This window comes from Cryptosporangium phraense, assembly GCF_006912135.1.
GTDB lineage: Bacteria > Actinomycetota > Actinomycetes > Mycobacteriales > Cryptosporangiaceae > Cryptosporangium > Cryptosporangium phraense.
Genome location: NZ_VIRS01000002.1, coordinates 378,273 through 392,848 on the forward strand (window position 1 = coordinate 378,273; position 14,576 = coordinate 392,848).

The window sequence follows — 14,576 nt, forward strand, 5'->3', positions numbered from 1 at the left end:
TTTGTCTGATTAGCTCCGTTCTGCCGCAAGATCCAAGGGAGGCAGAAATCATGAACACCACGATCCGACGGACTTCGGTTCTACTGGCCGGCCTGACCCTGGCCGCCGGTGGCGTCCTCGGTCTGGCGAACCCGGCCTCGGCGGACAACGCCAAGGCTGCGACCACCCAGAACCAGACTGCTCGGGGCGCCCACGGGCACAACTGGAACGGCTGGGACGACGACGACTGGGACTTCCGCGGGCTGTACAACAGCCGCTGGGCCTGCGAGCGGGCCGGCCAGTGGCAGACCCGGGGCTGGCGCGGTGACGACTACGTCTGCGTCCGCAGCAACCAGTGGCGTCGCGGCTGGGACCGTCGCAACACCTACGGCAACTGGGGCGGCGAGTGGGACCGCTGGGGTCACCGCTACGGCGTCTGGGCGCTGTACGTCGAGGACTGACGCGCTCCGTCAGGTGGCGGCCTGACTGCGCATGGCCCCGGTCACCTCATCAGGTGGCCGGGGCCTTCGTCTGCCTACGATGGGGACATGACTTCCGCGAAGCGCGTCCTGCTCGCCAAGCCCCGGGGCTATTGCGCCGGCGTCGACCGCGCGGTCGTCACGGTCGAGAAAGCGCTGGAACTGTACGGCGCCCCGGTTTACGTGCGGAAGCAGATCGTGCACAACCGGCACGTCGTCTCCGAACTCGAGAAGCGCGGTGCGATCTTCGTCGAGGAGACCGACGAGGTGCCCGAGGGCGCGACCGTCATCTTCTCCGCGCACGGGGTCGCGCCGGTCGTGCACCAGGAGGCCGCCGCGCGAAACCTGAGGTCGATCGACGCGACCTGCCCGCTGGTCACCAAGGTCCACCACGAGGCCCGCCGGTTCGCCGCCGCCGACTACGACATCCTGCTCATCGGCCACGAAGGCCACGAGGAGGTCATCGGCACCAGCGGCGAGGCGCCCGACCACGTCCACCTGGTCGACGGGCCGGACGACGTCGCCAACGTCACCGTGCGTGACGAGTCGAAGGTCGTCTGGCTCTCCCAGACGACGCTGTCGGTGGACGAGACCAACGCCACCGTCGACCGGCTCAAGACCCGGTTCCCGCTGCTGGAGTCGCCGCCCAGCGACGACATCTGCTACGCGACGACGAACCGGCAGCAGGCTGTGAAGGACATCGCCGCCCGGTGCGAGCTCGTGCTGGTCGTCGGGTCGCGGAACTCGTCGAACTCGGTGCGGCTGGTCGAGGTGGCCAAGCAGGCCGGCGCGAACGACGCCCGTCTGGTCGACTTCGCCCACCAGATCGACGAGGCCTGGCTCGAGGGCGTGACGACCGTCGGCCTGACGTCCGGGGCGTCGGTGCCGGAGGAGCTCGTCGAGCAGGTGCTGGCGTTCCTGGCCGAGCGCGGCTACGGCGAGGTCGAGGAGATCCTGTCGGCGCAGGAGAAGCTCGCGTTCTCGCTGCCCCAGGAGCTGCGCCGCGACCTGAAGGCCGCCGCGAAGGCTTAACTGCGTCGGTCTCCCGCCGATGGTGGAGTGCCCGAACTCTGGTTTGTTGTCGGGAGACTCCGCATGTCTTTCCTAGGCGACCGGTCGGTTGGTCAGAAGCTGTCGGCTTTCGCGGTCCTCGCGGTGATAGGTGCGCTCGGTGTCGGTGCCGTCGGCGTGCACGGCTTGTCCGTCGCCCACGACTCGGCCGAGCGCGTCCTCGTCGCCGGTGACCTGACCCGCGCCACGCTCCAGGCCGACATGGATCACGACGCGATCCGCGGCGACGTGCTGCTCGCGCTGGTCGGAGGCGTGAGCCTCAGCGACGTCCGTAGTGAGTTCGAAGCGCACGCGGCCGAGCTCGGTGCGCTGGTCGTCCGCGTCCGCGACGCGGGGGTCTCCTCCGCGGTCACCGCGGCCGCGACCCGGTCGCTGACCGCGATCGACAACTACCGGACCCGGGCGGACGCCGTCCTGCGCGCCGCCGCGACCGACCGGAACCGCGCCCGCGCGCTGCTCCCGGCGTTCAACGCCGCGTTCACCGCGGTCGAGGAGGCGCTGCCCGAGGTGGCCGACGGCGTCCAGGCCCAGGCCGACCGCGAGGCGGCCCGGGTCGACGACGCCCGCCGGTCGGCGCTGATCTGGATCGTCGGCACCGGGGTGCTGCTCGCGCTGGTCGTGAGCGTCGCCGCGGCCGCACTGATCCGGTCGCTGGTGTCCCGGCTCCGGGCCGTCGAGCACGTCGTCGTCGGAATGGCCGGCGGGGACCTGAGCCGGCGGTCGAACGTCACCGGCCACGACGAGATCGGACGGCTCGGGCGCGAGCTCGACACCGCGGTCGGCAGCGTCGCCGGGATCGTGAGGTCGATCGGGTCGTCGGCGCAGCGGCTCTCGTCGTCGTCGGCCGAGTTGGTCAGCGTGGGGGAGCGGATCAGCGCGTCGGCGACCGGTGCGGCGTCCTCGGCCGGAACCGTCGCCACGACGGCGGAAGAGGTCTCCGCGCACGTGCAGGCCGTCTCGGCGGGGTCGGAGGAGATGGGCGTCTCGATCCAGGAGATCGCGCAGAACGCGGCCCGGGCCGCGGACGTCGCGACCTCGGCCGTGCGGGGCGCCGCCGGGGCCCGGGACACGGTCGAGCGGCTCGGCGCGTCGTCGGCCCAGGTCGGCGAGGTCGTGCAGGTCATCACGTCGATCGCCGAGCAGACGAACCTGCTGGCGCTGAACGCGACGATCGAGGCGGCCCGGGCCGGCGACCTCGGCAAGGGGTTCGCGGTCGTGGCCGGTGAGGTCAAGGACCTGGCCCAGGAGACCGCGCGGGCCACCGAGGACATCGCCCAGCGGGTCAGCGCGATCCAGGCCGACACCCAGGGTGCGGTCGTCGCGATCGCCGAGATCGCCGAGGTGATCGGTCAGATCAGCGAGTACCAGACGACGATCGCGGCCGCGGTCGAGGAGCAGAGCGCGACCGTGATCGAGATGAACCGGAGCGTCGCCGAGGCCGCGTCCGGAGCGATGGGCATCGCGACGACGATCCGGGGAGTGGCGGACGGGGCCGTGGCGATCAGCTCGCAGGCCGACGGCTCCCGCGGCTCGGCGGCCGAGGTGGCCGGCATGGCCGGCGAACTGGAACGCCTGGTGGCGGGATTTCAGTCCACCAGCTCGGGGGCCTGAAGCGCTCTCGGAACCGCCTCCACCTGACGCGGCGGGGTGATGTCGCTGGTGGCGACCTGCAGGTCGGTGAAGCGGCGGGCGGTGACCAGCACCCGGGCCTCCAGCGACCCGACCGCGTCGTTGTAGCGGGCCACCGCGGCGCTCAATGCGGTGCCGAGCTTGTCGACGTGGCCGCCCATCGTCGAGAGCCGCTGGTACAGGTCGCGACCGAGCGCGTGCACGGCGGCCGCGTTCTCGGCCAGCGCCTCCTGCCGCCAGGTGTAGGCGATCGTCCGCAGCAGCGCGACCAGCGTCGACGGCGTGGCCACGACGATGTTCCGGGCGAACGCGTGCTCGAGCAGGTTCGGCTCGCGCTGCAGGGCCGCGTCCAGGAACGTGTCGGCCGGGACGAACAGCACGACGAACTCCGGCGTCGGCTCGAACCGCTGCCAGTACGCCTTCGCCGAGAGCTGGTCGACGTGGGTGCGCAGGTGCCGGGCGTGCGCCTCCATCCGGGTGTTGCGGGCCTGCTCGTCGCGGGCCTCCATCGCCTCCAGGTACGCGGCGAACGGCACCTTCGCGTCCACGACGACGCTCTTCCCGCCGGCCAGCGTCACGACCAGGTCGGGCCGCAGGACGCCGTCCTCGGTGCTGGAGATGGCCTGCTCGACGAAGTCGCAGTGCTCGACCATGCCGGCGACCTCGACGATGCGCCGGAGCTGGTGCTCGCCCCAGCGTCCGCGGACCTGCGGGGCCTTGAGCGCCGACACGAGCTGACCGGTCTCGACCCGCAGCTTCTCGCCGGTCTGCTGCATCGCGTTGACCTGCTCGCGGAGGGCCGCGTGCGCGACCGCGCGATCCTTCTCGAGCTCGACGACCGTGTGCTCGACGTTCGCGATGCTCTCCCGGATCGGGCCGACGAGCTGGGTGAACGCGGCATTGTTGCGGTCGATGGCCTCGGTGGACACCGTCCGCAGGGCCTGCTCGAGCCTCGCTTCGTTCTTGTTGGTGGCCTCCACTGTGGCTTTCAGGGCGGCCGTTTCGGTGGCGTGCTTGGCCAGCGCGGCGAACCAGCCCACTGTGACTCCAGCGGCCAGACACACCAGCGCGACGACGATCAAGCCGATGGTGGTCATGAGCGAATCGTGACTCATCGGGCCGGTGGTTCCACGTCGGCACGCCCTCGATCACGACAGATTCTCGGTCAAACGTCCGATAAATGCTGTTAAGAAGGCTTCGTCCGTCAGGTAGTGCACAAGGGGGCGGCGCATCACGGGGAGGAACAGACGTGGGGGGAATCGTGGCGGAGGGAACGCTGGCGGAGGTGATCCGGCAGCGGTTGGGGGACTGCAGTCCGGCCGAGCGGAAGGTCGCGCGGGTGCTGCTCGCCGACTACCCGGCGGCGGGCTTCGAGACCGTCGCGCGGCTGGCCGCGCGGGCCGGGGTGAGCGGGCCGACCGTGGTGCGGTTCGCGACCCGCCTCGGCTTCCAGGGGTTTCCGGATTTCCAGCGTGGCCTGCGCAGTGAAACGAGCGGCACCGACCCGGCCCCGGCGGCCCGGGACACCCCGCTGCTGGCGCCGATCGACGCGGCCGCCGGGGCGATGCGGCGCACGGTGCAGGGCTTACCGCCCTACGACGTCGAGGAGGCGGTCGAGTTGCTGGCCGATCGGCGTCGGCAGGTCTACGTGGCCGGGGGGTCGCTGCTGGCCGGATACCTGTACGAACTGCTGGCCACCGTGCGGCCGGGGGTGCAGGTCGTCGGCGGGTTGTCGGCGACGACGATCGCCGACCTGACCGGGCGGGACGTCCTGGTGGCCTTCGATCTGCCACCGTACGAGCCGGCCGTGACGGCGCTGGCCCGGTACGCCTCCCGGCAGCACGCCAAGGTCGTGCTGTTCACCGCGGCCGGGCTGTCTCCGGCCGCGGCGCACGCCGAAGTCGTGCTGCCGAGCGAGTCGGCGCCCCGGGCCCTGACCCCGGCCGTCGCGTTACTGGAGGCGGTGGCCGGGCGGGTGCTGGACCGCCTGGGCGTAGACGGCACCCAACGCCTGACCCAGGCCGAGGCACTGGCCGCCGAGCTGGACGGCCCGTGAAGCGCTGTGCGTTCGGTCGCCGAGACGCACAGCCGCTTCAGCGGCTCGCCAGCTCTTGGAGTTCGGCGTAGCGGCCGCCGACCGACAACAGGTCGGCCGGATGGCCGTCTTCCACGATCACGCCGTTCTCCATGACCAGCACCCGGTCGGCGATCTCCACTGTCGACAGCCGGTGCGCGATGATCACCGCGGTCCGGTCGGCCAGCAGCGTCTCCAGCGCCCGCTGCACGGCCCGCTCGCTCGGGATGTCCAGCGACGACGTGGCCTCGTCGAGGATCAGCACGTCCGGGTCGGCCAGCACCGCCCGGGCGAACGCCACCAGCTGGCGCTGCCCGGCCGAGAGTCGCGACCCGCGCTGCCCCACCGGCGTGTCGAAGCCCAGCGGCAGGGCCCGGATCATCGGCTCGGCCCCGATGTGCGCGGCCGCGTCGATCACCTCCGATCGGCTCGCTCCCGGACGTCCGAATGAGATGTTGTCGGCGACGGTGCCCCCGAACAGGAAGTTCTCCTGCGTGACGGTCACGACGCTCGCGCGCAGCGCGTCGTCGTCGACCTCGCGGAGGTCAACGCCGTCCAACCGGACCGATCCCGCGGTCGGGTCGTAGAACCGGGCCAGCAGGCGGGCGACGGTCGTCTTGCCGGCACCGGTCGCGCCGAGCAGCGCGACCGTCTGACCGGCCGGGATCGTCAGGTCGAGGCTCGGCAGCACGGTCCGCTCGTCGGCGTACCCGAATCGGACGCCCCTCAGTTCGAGGGACCGGCCCCGCCCGGCTCGGGCGGGCAACGGGGTCGGCGTCGTCGGCGGAGCGACGTCGGACTGCTCCTCGAGCACGCCGGAGATCTTCTCCAGCGCGGCCGTCGCCGCCTGCAGGCTGTTGTAGAACACCGACAGCTGCTGCATCGGATCGAAGAACCGGCGGACGTACAGCAAAATCGCGGCCAGCACCCCGACCTGCAGGTCCCCCTGCACCGCGAGCCAGCCGCCGGCGGCCAGCACCACCGCGGTGGTGGCGGTCCCGACGCCGAAGATGCCCGGCGCGAAGACCGCCATCAACCGCATCACCCGCCGGTCGGCCGCAGCGAGGTCGGACGCGAGGCCGTCGAAGATCTCGTCGTTGCGCGGCTCCCGCCGGAAGGCCTGCACCGCTCGGACTCCGCCGAGCGTCTCCACCAGGTGGACGATGACCAGCGCGACGGTTTCCCGGGTGCGCCGGTAGGCCGGGCCCGAACGGCGCCGGAACCAGGCGATCAGCAGCCCGAGCAGCGGGAACGAGAGCATCGTCAGCAGACCGAGCCGCCAGTCCAGGACGAGCAGGAGCCCGCCGATCACGACGAGGTTCAGCGTCTGCATGATCAGGTCGTCGAGGCTGCCGTCGAGCATGTCCGAGAGCGCGTCGACGTCGGACGTCAGCCGGGAGATGACCCGTCCGGACGTGTAGCGCTCGTGGAACGCGGGCGAGAGGCGTTGCAGGTGCGCGAAAGCGCGCCGGCGGAGGTCGAACAGGACGCCGTTCGTGACCCGGGCGCTGATCGCCAGGTAGACGCGGCGGCTGGCGTACTCGATCGCGGTGCTGGCGACCAGGGCCACGACGACCGCGATCAGCACGCTCGCGTTCCGGTCGTCGACCAGCGGCGGGATGCCCGCGTCGATGCCGACGCTGACCAGGTACGGACCGGCCAGCCCGCTGACGTTCTGCACGATCAGCAGGGCGGACGCGAGCACGATCCGGTTGCGGTAGGGCCGCAGCAGGCTGCCCAGCAGCGCGCGGCTGCGCCGGCGCAGCCGGACGCCGGCCTCATCCGGGACCTCGTCGACGTCCTCGGCCGCGACGCCGTGCCATTCCGTAGTCATTTCTGGGCCAGTACCTCGCGGTAGGCGGGAGTCCGCAGCAGTTCGTGGTGGGTGCCGACGGCGGCGATCGTGCCGCCGTCGATCAGCGCGACCCGGTCGGCCAGGGCCACGGTCGACGGCCGGTGGACGACGAGCAACGCGGTCGTGTCGGTGAGGACGCTCTTCAGCGCCTGCTCGACGAGTGATTCGGTGTGGACGTCGAGGGCGCTCAGCGGGTCGTCGAGGACGAGGACGCGCGGCCGGCCGATGACCGCGCGAGCCAGCGCGAGCCGCTGGCGCTGACCGCCGGAGAGCGAGAGTCCTTTCTCGCCGATCCGGGTGTTCAGGCCCCAGGGCAGGTCGTGGGCGAACTCGGCCTGGGCGATCTCGAGCGCGGTGCGGACCTCGTCGTCGGTCGCGTCCGGCCGGCCCAGCGTCAGGTTCTCGCGGACGCTGGCCGAGAACAGCGTCGGCTCCTCGAACGCGGCGCCGATGACCGTGCGCAGGTTCGCCAGCTCCAGGTCACGGATGTCGACGCCGTCCAGCGTGATGCGTCCCGCGGTGACGTCGTGCAGCCGGTTGACCAGCAGCGTGAGCGTCGACTTGCCCGAGCCGCTGGCGCCGACCAGGGCCATCGTCTCGCCGGGCTCGACGCTCAGCGTGACGTCGTGGAGGACGTCGGCGGTCTCGCCCGGGTACCGGAACGCGACCTGATGGAACTGCAGGTGGCCGCGGCTCTTCATCGTCCGCGGGCCGCTGCGGATGGTGGGTTCGGTGTCGAGGATCTCGTAGACGCGCTGGGCCGCGGTTGCGGCCTGCTGGGCCTCGCCGAGCAGCCAGCCGAGCGAGTCGAGCGGCCAGATCGCGAACATCATCAGGCCGATGAACGCGACCAGTTCGCCGATCGTCATCGCGCCGTTGGCGACCGCGTAGGCACCGCCGCACAGGATCGCGGCCAGCATCAGCCCGGGGACGATCTCGATCGCCGGCCAGAACCGGGCGATGATCCGTCCCTTCTCCAGGCCGGTGTCGTAGACGACCTTGGCGGCCTTGCTGAACAGCTGGTTGACGTACCGGTGCCGTCCGAACGCCCGGATCGTCCGGAAGCCCAGTACTGATTCTTCGACCAGGCTGGTCAGGTCGCCGAGCTCGTCCTGCAGGCGTCGGGAGACCGGCAGGAAGCTCCGGCTGAGCTGGTACGTCAGCCAGAGCACGGGGATGACGCCGGCCGAGACCAGCAGGCCGAGCGGCCAGTAGATCGTGATCAGCAGGATCGAGACCCCGAGGTACGTCGAGGCCTGCAGGACGATGAAGACCGATCCGAACCCGAGGAAGCCGCCGACGACCCGGAGGTCGGTCGTGGCCCGGGAGAGGAGCTGGCCGCTCGGCCACCGCTCGTGGAACGACAGCGGGAGCCGCTGCAGGTGGGAGTAGAGGTCGGTGCGCAGCGACTTCTCGATGCCGACGGTGCCGGCCGCGTGCGCGAGGCGTCCCAGGTGGTCGGTGACCATCACGCCGATGCTGACGAGCAGGGCCAGGCCGGCCAGGACCGCGATGCCGTCGGTGGTGCGGTGCCGGACCGGTCCGTCGATCAGGCGCTGGGTGAGGAGGGGGCTGATGATCTCCAGGCCGGTGCCGACGGCGTGGAAGAAGAGCATGGCGGCGAGGGAGGCGGAGTGGGGCCTGGCGTAGGTGCGGAGTCTGAACAGAGTGGAGAGGGCACCGGGCTCCGCCGCCCCCGTTTCGACGCCCATGGTTCGACGATAAGTGGGGTTTGCTCGGCGGCGTGCATGGTTTTTCGGGGGAGTGGTGAGTAGGCGGCTGGGCCGGCAGTGTTGGCAAGCGAACGCTTCGGCCGTCGTGCGTCTGATCGAGCGGGGCGGGGATTCCCCGCAAGCTGAAGGCACACGGGGAACGGCCCCGAAGACTTCAGGAGGCTGGACGATATGAGCGGCTGCTACGACAACTCGTACGACTACTGCAACGACAACTACTCGTACGACTACGACTGCCGGCCGCGTCGTCGCCACCACAAGCGTCGTCACCACAACGACTGCTGGGACTACAGCTACTGCAGCTGAATTCCTCACCGCGAAGGGCCCGGAGCGGAATGCTCCGGGCCTTCGTCGTGTAGTGGAGGCGGGTTGGTTTCACGCCGGGCGGGCTTCGTTCGGGTCGGTAGTGATCGGCCAGGAGAGGTGGCCGAGCCGTCTGCGCTGGACGGTGTGGCGCTGCTTGGAGGTCCCGGAGCGCGCCTCGATCCCCGTCCCTGGCAGCCCGGATCATCGCCGAGTTGACGGACACGTTTCAGCGATCAGAGCCGTGCGTTCGTTCGAACCCGCGAGCCGATCCTCTTGAGGACCTGCCGCCGCCGGGCCGCGGCCGGCCGAGTGTCGCCAAGCGAACGTTCCCGCCGTCGCCCGGGCGAACGAGCGCACGCCTGATCCCCGCGAAGCTGAAGGCACACGGGGAACACACCCTGGGACAACTTCTCGGAGGCTGGACGATATGAGCGGCTGCTACGACGACTCGTACGACTACTGCAACGACTACTCGTACGACTACGACTGCCGCCCGCGTCGTCGCCACCACAAGCGTCGTCACCACAACGACTGCTGGGACTACAGCTACTGCAGCTGAATTCCTCACCGCGAAGGGCCCGGAGCGGAATGCTCCGGGCCCTTCGCCGCGTCGGGATGTTAGTGGTGCAGGATCCGTGGGCCTTATCGGCCAGCGCCCGCCCCGGCCGGCAGTACGGACTCCGCGGTGTGTTCGGCGGTGATCAGCAGCGCCTGTGGCCGCCGCGACGACTGCAACTGAAGCCCCCACGAAGGGCCCGAAGCGAAACCGCTCCGGGCCCTTTGTCGTGGCCGACTACCACGCCACCCTCGACAAAGGTCCGTCGACCCAATTCTGTCGGTGCCCCGCCCTAGCATCCAGGCCATGAAACGGTACGTCGACGAGGATCTGAACGGTGCCGAGTTCCGCGAGTGCGACCTGACCGGTGCGCGCCTCATCGGCGTCGTCATGCAGAACGCCGTCATTGACGGGCTCGTGTCGAACCTCGTGGTGAACGGCGTCGAGGTCAGCGAGTACGTCGAGGCCGAGCTCGACCGGCGCTATCCGGTTCGGAGCCTGATCCGTTCCGAGCAGCCGGCCGATCTCCGCGAGGCCTTCCGGCAACTCCAGGCCGAGTGGGGCGCCACGATCGAACGAATCCGCCGGACGCCCGGCATCGAGCGCCGCAGCGTCAACGACGAGTGGTCGGCCGCACAGACCATGCGCCACCTCGTCTTCGTTCACGACTCGTGGTTCCGCCGCTGTTGTCTGGGCTCGACCGCCCTCTTCACTCCCATGGGCATCGGCCCGGAGATCGAGCCCTACCGCGGAACGCACGGGCTCGACCTCACGGCCGATCCGAGCTTCGACGACATCGTCAGCGTTCGCACCGCCCAGAACGCCGAGCTCGAGGCCTGGCTCGCCGAAGTCACGACGGCCCAGTTCGCCGCGGTCGCCCCGGTGCCCGACGACGACGTCTGGCCGCCGTACGCCCGGGGCCGCTCGGTGCGCCAGTGCCTCGGCACCGTGCTCAACGAGACCTTCGAGCACCACGGTTTCTGCGTCCGCGACCTCGACCTCATCGAGGCCCAAGATGCCGACTAGGGCCTGTCCTGCGAATCTCGCTCGCAGCGAGGCGCCGCTCAGCCGTCGTCAGGCAAGGCGGAAGGATGTCCGGATACCGCTGTTGTATCCGGACATCCCGACAACGCGGCCTGGCGGCGGCTGAGCGGAGCCGCAGCCGAGCATGGATTCGCAGGACAGGGCCTAGACCCGGCCCGTTCCGCGTAGGACGAATGGCGCCCTCCGGTGATTCGTCTCTGCCGCCGCCTACCCCGACTTTCCTACCGTCGAACGCATGAGGAACACAGCACCCGCGGCCCAGGAACTGACCCAGTCCTTCGGCTCCGATCGGTGCGCGCCGCGGCCGCGCCGGTCGCTGGGCCCGACGCTCCATCCAGGACCACTGCCGGCCCGAACGAAGCCGCCCGGCGTGCCACCGACCCGCTTCCTCTACACGACGAAGGCCCGGAGCGATCAGCTCCGGGCCTCAGCGAAGGTGAGGATCAGCTGCAGTAGCTGTAGTCCCAGCAGTCGTTGTGGTGACGACGCTTGTGGTGGCGACGACGCGGGCGGCAGTCGTAGTCGTACGAGTAGTCATTGCAGTCGTACTGGTAGTCGTAGCAGCCGCTCATATCGTCCAGCCTCCGTGAGGTTTGCGGGGCCGTTCCCCGTGTGCCTCTAGCTTCGCGGGGATCAGGCGTGCGCTCGTTCGGCCGCGCGACGGCGGGAACGTTCGCTTCCCAACACGGTGGGCCGGCCGCGGCAGCGCGGCTCGATCCACGCCGGCGCGGGCCGCCGGCCAGGACCCGACCTGTATCTGAGCCGACGTGAGATCTGCGCGACCATCCCGGCCCAGACCAACTGCCGTGCTCGAGCGTTCACCGCTTTACTGGGCGGTCGGCGTTGATCCGAACAGGGCCGCCGCCAGCCCACTCTTTAGGCACTGCGGGAAACTCGATGATCGTCGCTCCTACACGACGAAGGCCCGGAGCAATCCGCTCCGGGCCCGCATCATCAAGCAAACTCAGCTGCAGTAGCTGTAGTCCCAGCAGTCGTTGTGGTGACGACGCTTGTGGTGACGACGACGCGGCCGGCAGTCGTAGTCGTACGAGTAGTTGTCGTTGCAGTAGTCGTACGAGTCGTCGTAGCAGCCGCTCATATCGTCCAGCCTCCGTGAGGTTTGCGGGGCCGTTCCCCGTGTGCCTCCAGCTTCGCCGGAATCACGCCCAGGCTCGTTCGCCCTCCCGACGACAGGAACGTTCGCTTCCCAACACTGCCGGCCCAGCCGCCTACCTCACCACTCCATGTCCAGCGGCCACTCATCCCCACCCCTCAGCCGCTCCAACTTCGCTCTATTCCTCGCGTTCATCCCATGCCGCCGCCGGGCAGCCCGGAACCCCCGCTCCACTGCCCTCCGCTCGACCCTGGTCCTACGCTCGGCCGCCAGCTGATCGAGCCACGTTTCCGACTGCACCCACCGACCGTAGCCACCCCAACCGACAAAAACGGCAGCCCCTCAGCGCGCCGAGAGCACGCAGAACTCGTTCCCCTCCGGGTCGGCCAAGACCCGCCACGACACGTCGTCACCCTGGCCGACGTCGACAGACTCCGCGCCCAACGAGAGCAGGCGGTCCACCTCCGCCGAGTGGTCGTCGCCGACGTACGGCGCCACCTCCAGATGCAAACGGTTCCACCACACCCGTTCCCCCGGCTTACGCAAAAACTCCAGGTACGGACCGCTCCCGGCGTGCAGCGACGCGAAGTCGTCGGTCACCTCGACCACGTCCCAGTCCGTGGCCGCACCCCAGAACCCGGCCATCGCCCTTGGGTCGTCGCAGTCGACCACCAGCGCGGCGATCGGTCCGGTATCCCGATAGATCTCGCGGAACTCCAGGACGCAGAACACGTTCCCCTCGGGGTCGGCCAGGACCGTCCAGGGGACGTCTCCCTGGCCGACGTCCACCGGCGTCGCCCCCAGCGACAGACACCGCTCGACCAGGCCCGGCCGGTAGGCCAGGTCGAGGTGCACCCGGTACCGCACCGTCGACGGATCCGGCACGGTCACCACGTCGACCCCGAACGCGCCCGGGCCCTCGACGTTCATCACGCCCGGCGCCTCGGTGACGAGCTCCCACCCGAGCACCGCGGCCCAGAAGCGGCCCAGCGCCGACGCGTCCGCGGCCTTGATGTTGGCCTGCACCAGGCGCAGCGCCATCAGACGTTGAAGCGGAACTCGACGACGTCCCCGTCCTGCATGACGTACTCCTTGCCCTCCATGCGGACGCGACCCCGGGAACGCGCCTCCTGCATGGAACCGGCGGCCATCAGGTCGTCGAACGACACGACCTCGGCCTTGATGAAGCCGCGCTGGAAGTCCGAGTGGATGACCCCAGCCGCCTCGGGAGCGGTCGCCCCGATCGGGATCGTCCAGGCGCGCGCCTCCTTCGGCCCGGCCGTGAGGTACGTCTGCAGGCCGAGCGTGCGGAAGCCCACCCGGATCAGCTGGTTCAGCCCCGGCTCCGCCTGCCCGACCGACTCGAGCAGTTCCTGCGCCTCGTCGGCAGGCAGGTCGATCAGCTCGGACTCGATCTTCGCGTCCAGGAACACCGCCTCGGCCGGCGCCACCAGCGAACGCAGCTCGTCCAGGAACGAAGAATTCCCCAGCTCGTCTTCGTCGACGTTGAAGACGTACAGGAACGGCTTCGTCGTCAGCAGCGACAGCTCCCGCAGCAGATCCAGATCGATGCCCGACCCACCCGCGTACAGCGTCGTCCCGGAATCGAGCAACGACGAAGCCTCCCGCGCCGCCGAAAGCACCGGCACCCGGTCCTTCTTCATCCGGGCTTCCTTCTCCAGCCGCGGAATCGCCTTCTCCAGCGTCTGGAGGTCGGCCAGGATCAGCTCGGTGTTGATCGTCTCCATGTCGTCGGCCGGGCTCACCTTGCCGTCGACGTGCACCACGTTCGGGTCGCTGAACGCCCGGATCACCTGGCAGATCGCGCTCGCCTCACGGATGTTCGCGAGGAACGCGTTGCCCCGGCCCTGACCGGTCGAGGCGCCCCGCACCAGCCCGGCGATGTCGACGAAGCTCACCGCGGCCGGGACGATCTTCTGCGAGTCGAAGATCTTCGCCAGCGCACCGAGACGCTCGTCCGGCACCCCGACGACACCGACGTTCGGCTCGATCGTCGCGAACGGGTAGTTCGCGGCCAGCACGTCGTTCTTGGTCAAGGCGTTGAAGAGCGTCGACTTCCCGACGTTCGGCAGGCCGACGATACCCAGCGTAAGGCTCACGCCGACCAAGGTTACGCGGCGCCCGCCTCGTACGGTCGCACCGCCCGGGCCTCGGCAAGCGCGCGGCTCCACCACGCCAGCTCGTCCAGCAGAACCTTCGCCGCGGCGTTCGGCCCAGCGGCGTCCACCAGAGGCCCGTCGGAGAACCGCTCCCAGTGGCGGTCGAAGCTGACCGTGTCGCGGATGGTCGCCGCATGAAGCTCGGCGAAGACCAACCGCAACTGTTCGACGGCGCGCAACCCACCGCCGTGGCCGCCGTAGGAGACGAAGCCGATCGGCTTGGCCTGCCACTCGGTGAAATGCCAGTCGATCAGGTGTTTGAGCGACGCCGGGAAGCTGTGGTTGTACTCCGGGGTCACCACGACGAACGCGTCGGCGGCGGCCAGCCGGGCGGCCAGGGCCTGCATCTCCGGCGCACGCCCGGCCACGTCCCGGAGAGCCATCCCGTTCGGCGGCAGCGCGTCCGGCAGCGAGACGTCGGCCAGATCCAGCACGTCGACCTCGAACTGCCCGTCGACCTGCGACGCGAACCACGACGCCACCCGCGGCCCGAACCGGCCCTCACGAACACTGCCCACGATGATCAGAAGTTTCATGCCGGTCAGCCTGCGAGGCG

Annotated in this window: 15 protein-coding genes; 7 read left to right on the plus strand and 8 right to left on the minus strand. The window is 70.0% G+C overall.

Going from position 1 to position 14,576, the window contains the following annotated elements; all coding sequences use genetic code 11:
* Positions 1-50 precede the first annotated feature (50 nt).
* From FL583_RS04115 to FL583_RS39915, 3 genes are all read left to right on the plus strand, one after another.
* Entirely contained in the window at positions 51-440 is a 390-nt protein-coding gene (locus tag FL583_RS04115) for a hypothetical protein (RefSeq protein WP_142703093.1), read from the plus strand.
* An 87-nt stretch (positions 441-527) separates the two neighbouring features.
* Positions 528-1,490 (plus strand): 4-hydroxy-3-methylbut-2-enyl diphosphate reductase, encoded by a 963-nt coding sequence (locus FL583_RS04120; protein ID WP_142703094.1) that lies wholly within the window; start codon positions 528-530, stop codon positions 1,488-1,490.
* Between the two features lie 63 nt (positions 1,491-1,553).
* A complete protein-coding gene (locus tag FL583_RS39915; RefSeq protein ID WP_170323473.1) occupies positions 1,554-3,140 on the plus strand; it encodes a methyl-accepting chemotaxis protein in 1,587 nt (528 codons plus the stop codon).
* Here FL583_RS39915 and FL583_RS04140 read toward each other — a convergent pair.
* Complete coding sequence (locus tag FL583_RS04140; RefSeq protein WP_142703095.1) at positions 3,116-4,255, minus strand: DNA recombination protein RmuC; 1,140 nt, start codon at positions 4,253-4,255, stop codon at positions 3,116-3,118. The two genes, FL583_RS39915 and FL583_RS04140, sit on opposite strands and share 25 nt — an antisense overlap.
* A 152-nt stretch (positions 4,256-4,407) precedes the next feature.
* Between FL583_RS04140 and FL583_RS04145 the strand changes: the two genes are divergently transcribed.
* On the plus strand, positions 4,408-5,214 hold the full coding sequence (locus FL583_RS04145) for a MurR/RpiR family transcriptional regulator (protein WP_205751822.1): 807 nt from the start codon (positions 4,408-4,410) through the stop codon (positions 5,212-5,214).
* Between the two features lie 37 nt (positions 5,215-5,251).
* Here FL583_RS04145 and FL583_RS04150 read toward each other — a convergent pair whose 3' ends face one another.
* Together FL583_RS04150 and FL583_RS04155 are read right to left on the minus strand one after the other, a co-directional pair.
* On the minus strand, positions 5,252-7,066 hold the full coding sequence (locus FL583_RS04150) for an ABC transporter ATP-binding protein (protein ID WP_142703097.1): 1,815 nt from the start codon (positions 7,064-7,066) through the stop codon (positions 5,252-5,254).
* Entirely contained in the window at positions 7,063-8,799 is a 1,737-nt protein-coding gene (locus tag FL583_RS04155; RefSeq protein WP_142703098.1) for an ABC transporter ATP-binding protein, read from the minus strand. The genes FL583_RS04150 and FL583_RS04155 overlap by 4 nt, the downstream gene beginning before the upstream one ends.
* Positions 8,800-8,991: 192 nt before the next feature.
* Between FL583_RS04155 and FL583_RS42265 the strand changes: the two genes are divergently transcribed.
* From FL583_RS42265 to FL583_RS04160, 3 genes are all read left to right on the plus strand, one after another.
* The gene (locus tag FL583_RS42265) at positions 8,992-9,126 is read left to right on the plus strand and encodes a hypothetical protein (protein WP_276611539.1); all 135 of its coding nucleotides are present in this window, start codon (positions 8,992-8,994) and stop codon (positions 9,124-9,126) included.
* Positions 9,127-9,553: 427 nt separating this feature from the next.
* The gene (locus tag FL583_RS42270) at positions 9,554-9,685 is read left to right on the plus strand and encodes a hypothetical protein (protein ID WP_276611541.1); all 132 of its coding nucleotides are present in this window, start codon (positions 9,554-9,556) and stop codon (positions 9,683-9,685) included.
* Positions 9,686-9,988: 303 nt separating this feature from the next.
* The gene (locus FL583_RS04160) at positions 9,989-10,708 is read left to right on the plus strand and encodes a DinB family protein (RefSeq protein WP_142703099.1); all 720 of its coding nucleotides are present in this window, start codon (positions 9,989-9,991) and stop codon (positions 10,706-10,708) included.
* Between the two features lie 461 nt (positions 10,709-11,169).
* On the opposite strand, the gene FL583_RS42275 is transcribed toward FL583_RS04160, so the two are convergent.
* The 5 genes from FL583_RS42275 to FL583_RS04175 form a co-directional block, all read right to left on the minus strand.
* The gene (locus tag FL583_RS42275; RefSeq protein WP_276611542.1) at positions 11,170-11,298 is read right to left on the minus strand and encodes a hypothetical protein; all 129 of its coding nucleotides are present in this window, start codon (positions 11,296-11,298) and stop codon (positions 11,170-11,172) included.
* 392 nt (positions 11,299-11,690) lie between these two features.
* Positions 11,691-11,825: a hypothetical protein gene (locus FL583_RS42280; RefSeq protein WP_276611543.1), complete on the minus strand. Its 135-nt coding sequence runs from the start codon at positions 11,823-11,825 to the stop codon at positions 11,691-11,693.
* 357 nt (positions 11,826-12,182) lie between these two features.
* A complete protein-coding gene (locus tag FL583_RS04165; protein ID WP_142703100.1) occupies positions 12,183-12,881 on the minus strand; it encodes a VOC family protein in 699 nt (232 codons plus the stop codon).
* Positions 12,881-13,960 (minus strand): redox-regulated ATPase YchF, encoded by a 1,080-nt coding sequence (gene ychF / locus FL583_RS04170; protein ID WP_142703101.1) that lies wholly within the window; start codon positions 13,958-13,960, stop codon positions 12,881-12,883. Before ychF ends, FL583_RS04165 begins: the two co-directional genes overlap by 1 nt.
* A gap of 11 nt (positions 13,961-13,971) precedes the next feature.
* On the minus strand, positions 13,972-14,556 hold the full coding sequence (locus tag FL583_RS04175; protein ID WP_142703102.1) for an NADPH-dependent FMN reductase: 585 nt from the start codon (positions 14,554-14,556) through the stop codon (positions 13,972-13,974).
* Between the last annotated feature and the right edge of the window lie 20 nt (positions 14,557-14,576).

Excerpts from the sequence above, each read along its gene's own strand:
- FL583_RS04115 (WP_142703093.1), top strand. The coding sequence starts at position 51 with ATGAACACCACGATCCGACGGACTTCGGTTCTACTGGCCGGCCTGACC.
- FL583_RS04120 (WP_142703094.1), top strand. The coding sequence starts at position 528 with ATGACTTCCGCGAAGCGCGTCCTGCTCGCCAAGCCCCGGGGCTATTGC.
- FL583_RS39915 (WP_170323473.1), top strand. The coding sequence starts at position 1,554 with ATGTCTTTCCTAGGCGACCGGTCGGTTGGTCAGAAGCTGTCGGCTTTC.
- FL583_RS04140 (WP_142703095.1), bottom strand. The coding sequence starts at position 4,255 with ATGACCACCATCGGCTTGATCGTCGTCGCGCTGGTGTGTCTGGCCGCT.
- FL583_RS04150 (WP_142703097.1), bottom strand. The coding sequence starts at position 7,066 with ATGACTACGGAATGGCACGGCGTCGCGGCCGAGGACGTCGACGAGGTC.
- FL583_RS04155 (WP_142703098.1), bottom strand. The coding sequence starts at position 8,799 with ATGGGCGTCGAAACGGGGGCGGCGGAGCCCGGTGCCCTCTCCACTCTG.
- FL583_RS42265 (WP_276611539.1), top strand. The coding sequence starts at position 8,992 with ATGAGCGGCTGCTACGACAACTCGTACGACTACTGCAACGACAACTAC.
- FL583_RS42270 (WP_276611541.1), top strand. The coding sequence starts at position 9,554 with ATGAGCGGCTGCTACGACGACTCGTACGACTACTGCAACGACTACTCG.
- FL583_RS04160 (WP_142703099.1), top strand. The coding sequence starts at position 9,989 with ATGAAACGGTACGTCGACGAGGATCTGAACGGTGCCGAGTTCCGCGAG.
- FL583_RS42275 (WP_276611542.1), bottom strand. The coding sequence starts at position 11,298 with ATGAGCGGCTGCTACGACTACCAGTACGACTGCAATGACTACTCGTAC.
- FL583_RS42280 (WP_276611543.1), bottom strand. The coding sequence starts at position 11,825 with ATGAGCGGCTGCTACGACGACTCGTACGACTACTGCAACGACAACTAC.
- FL583_RS04165 (WP_142703100.1), bottom strand. The coding sequence starts at position 12,881 with ATGGCGCTGCGCCTGGTGCAGGCCAACATCAAGGCCGCGGACGCGTCG.
- FL583_RS04175 (WP_142703102.1), bottom strand. The coding sequence starts at position 14,556 with ATGAAACTTCTGATCATCGTGGGCAGTGTTCGTGAGGGCCGGTTCGGG.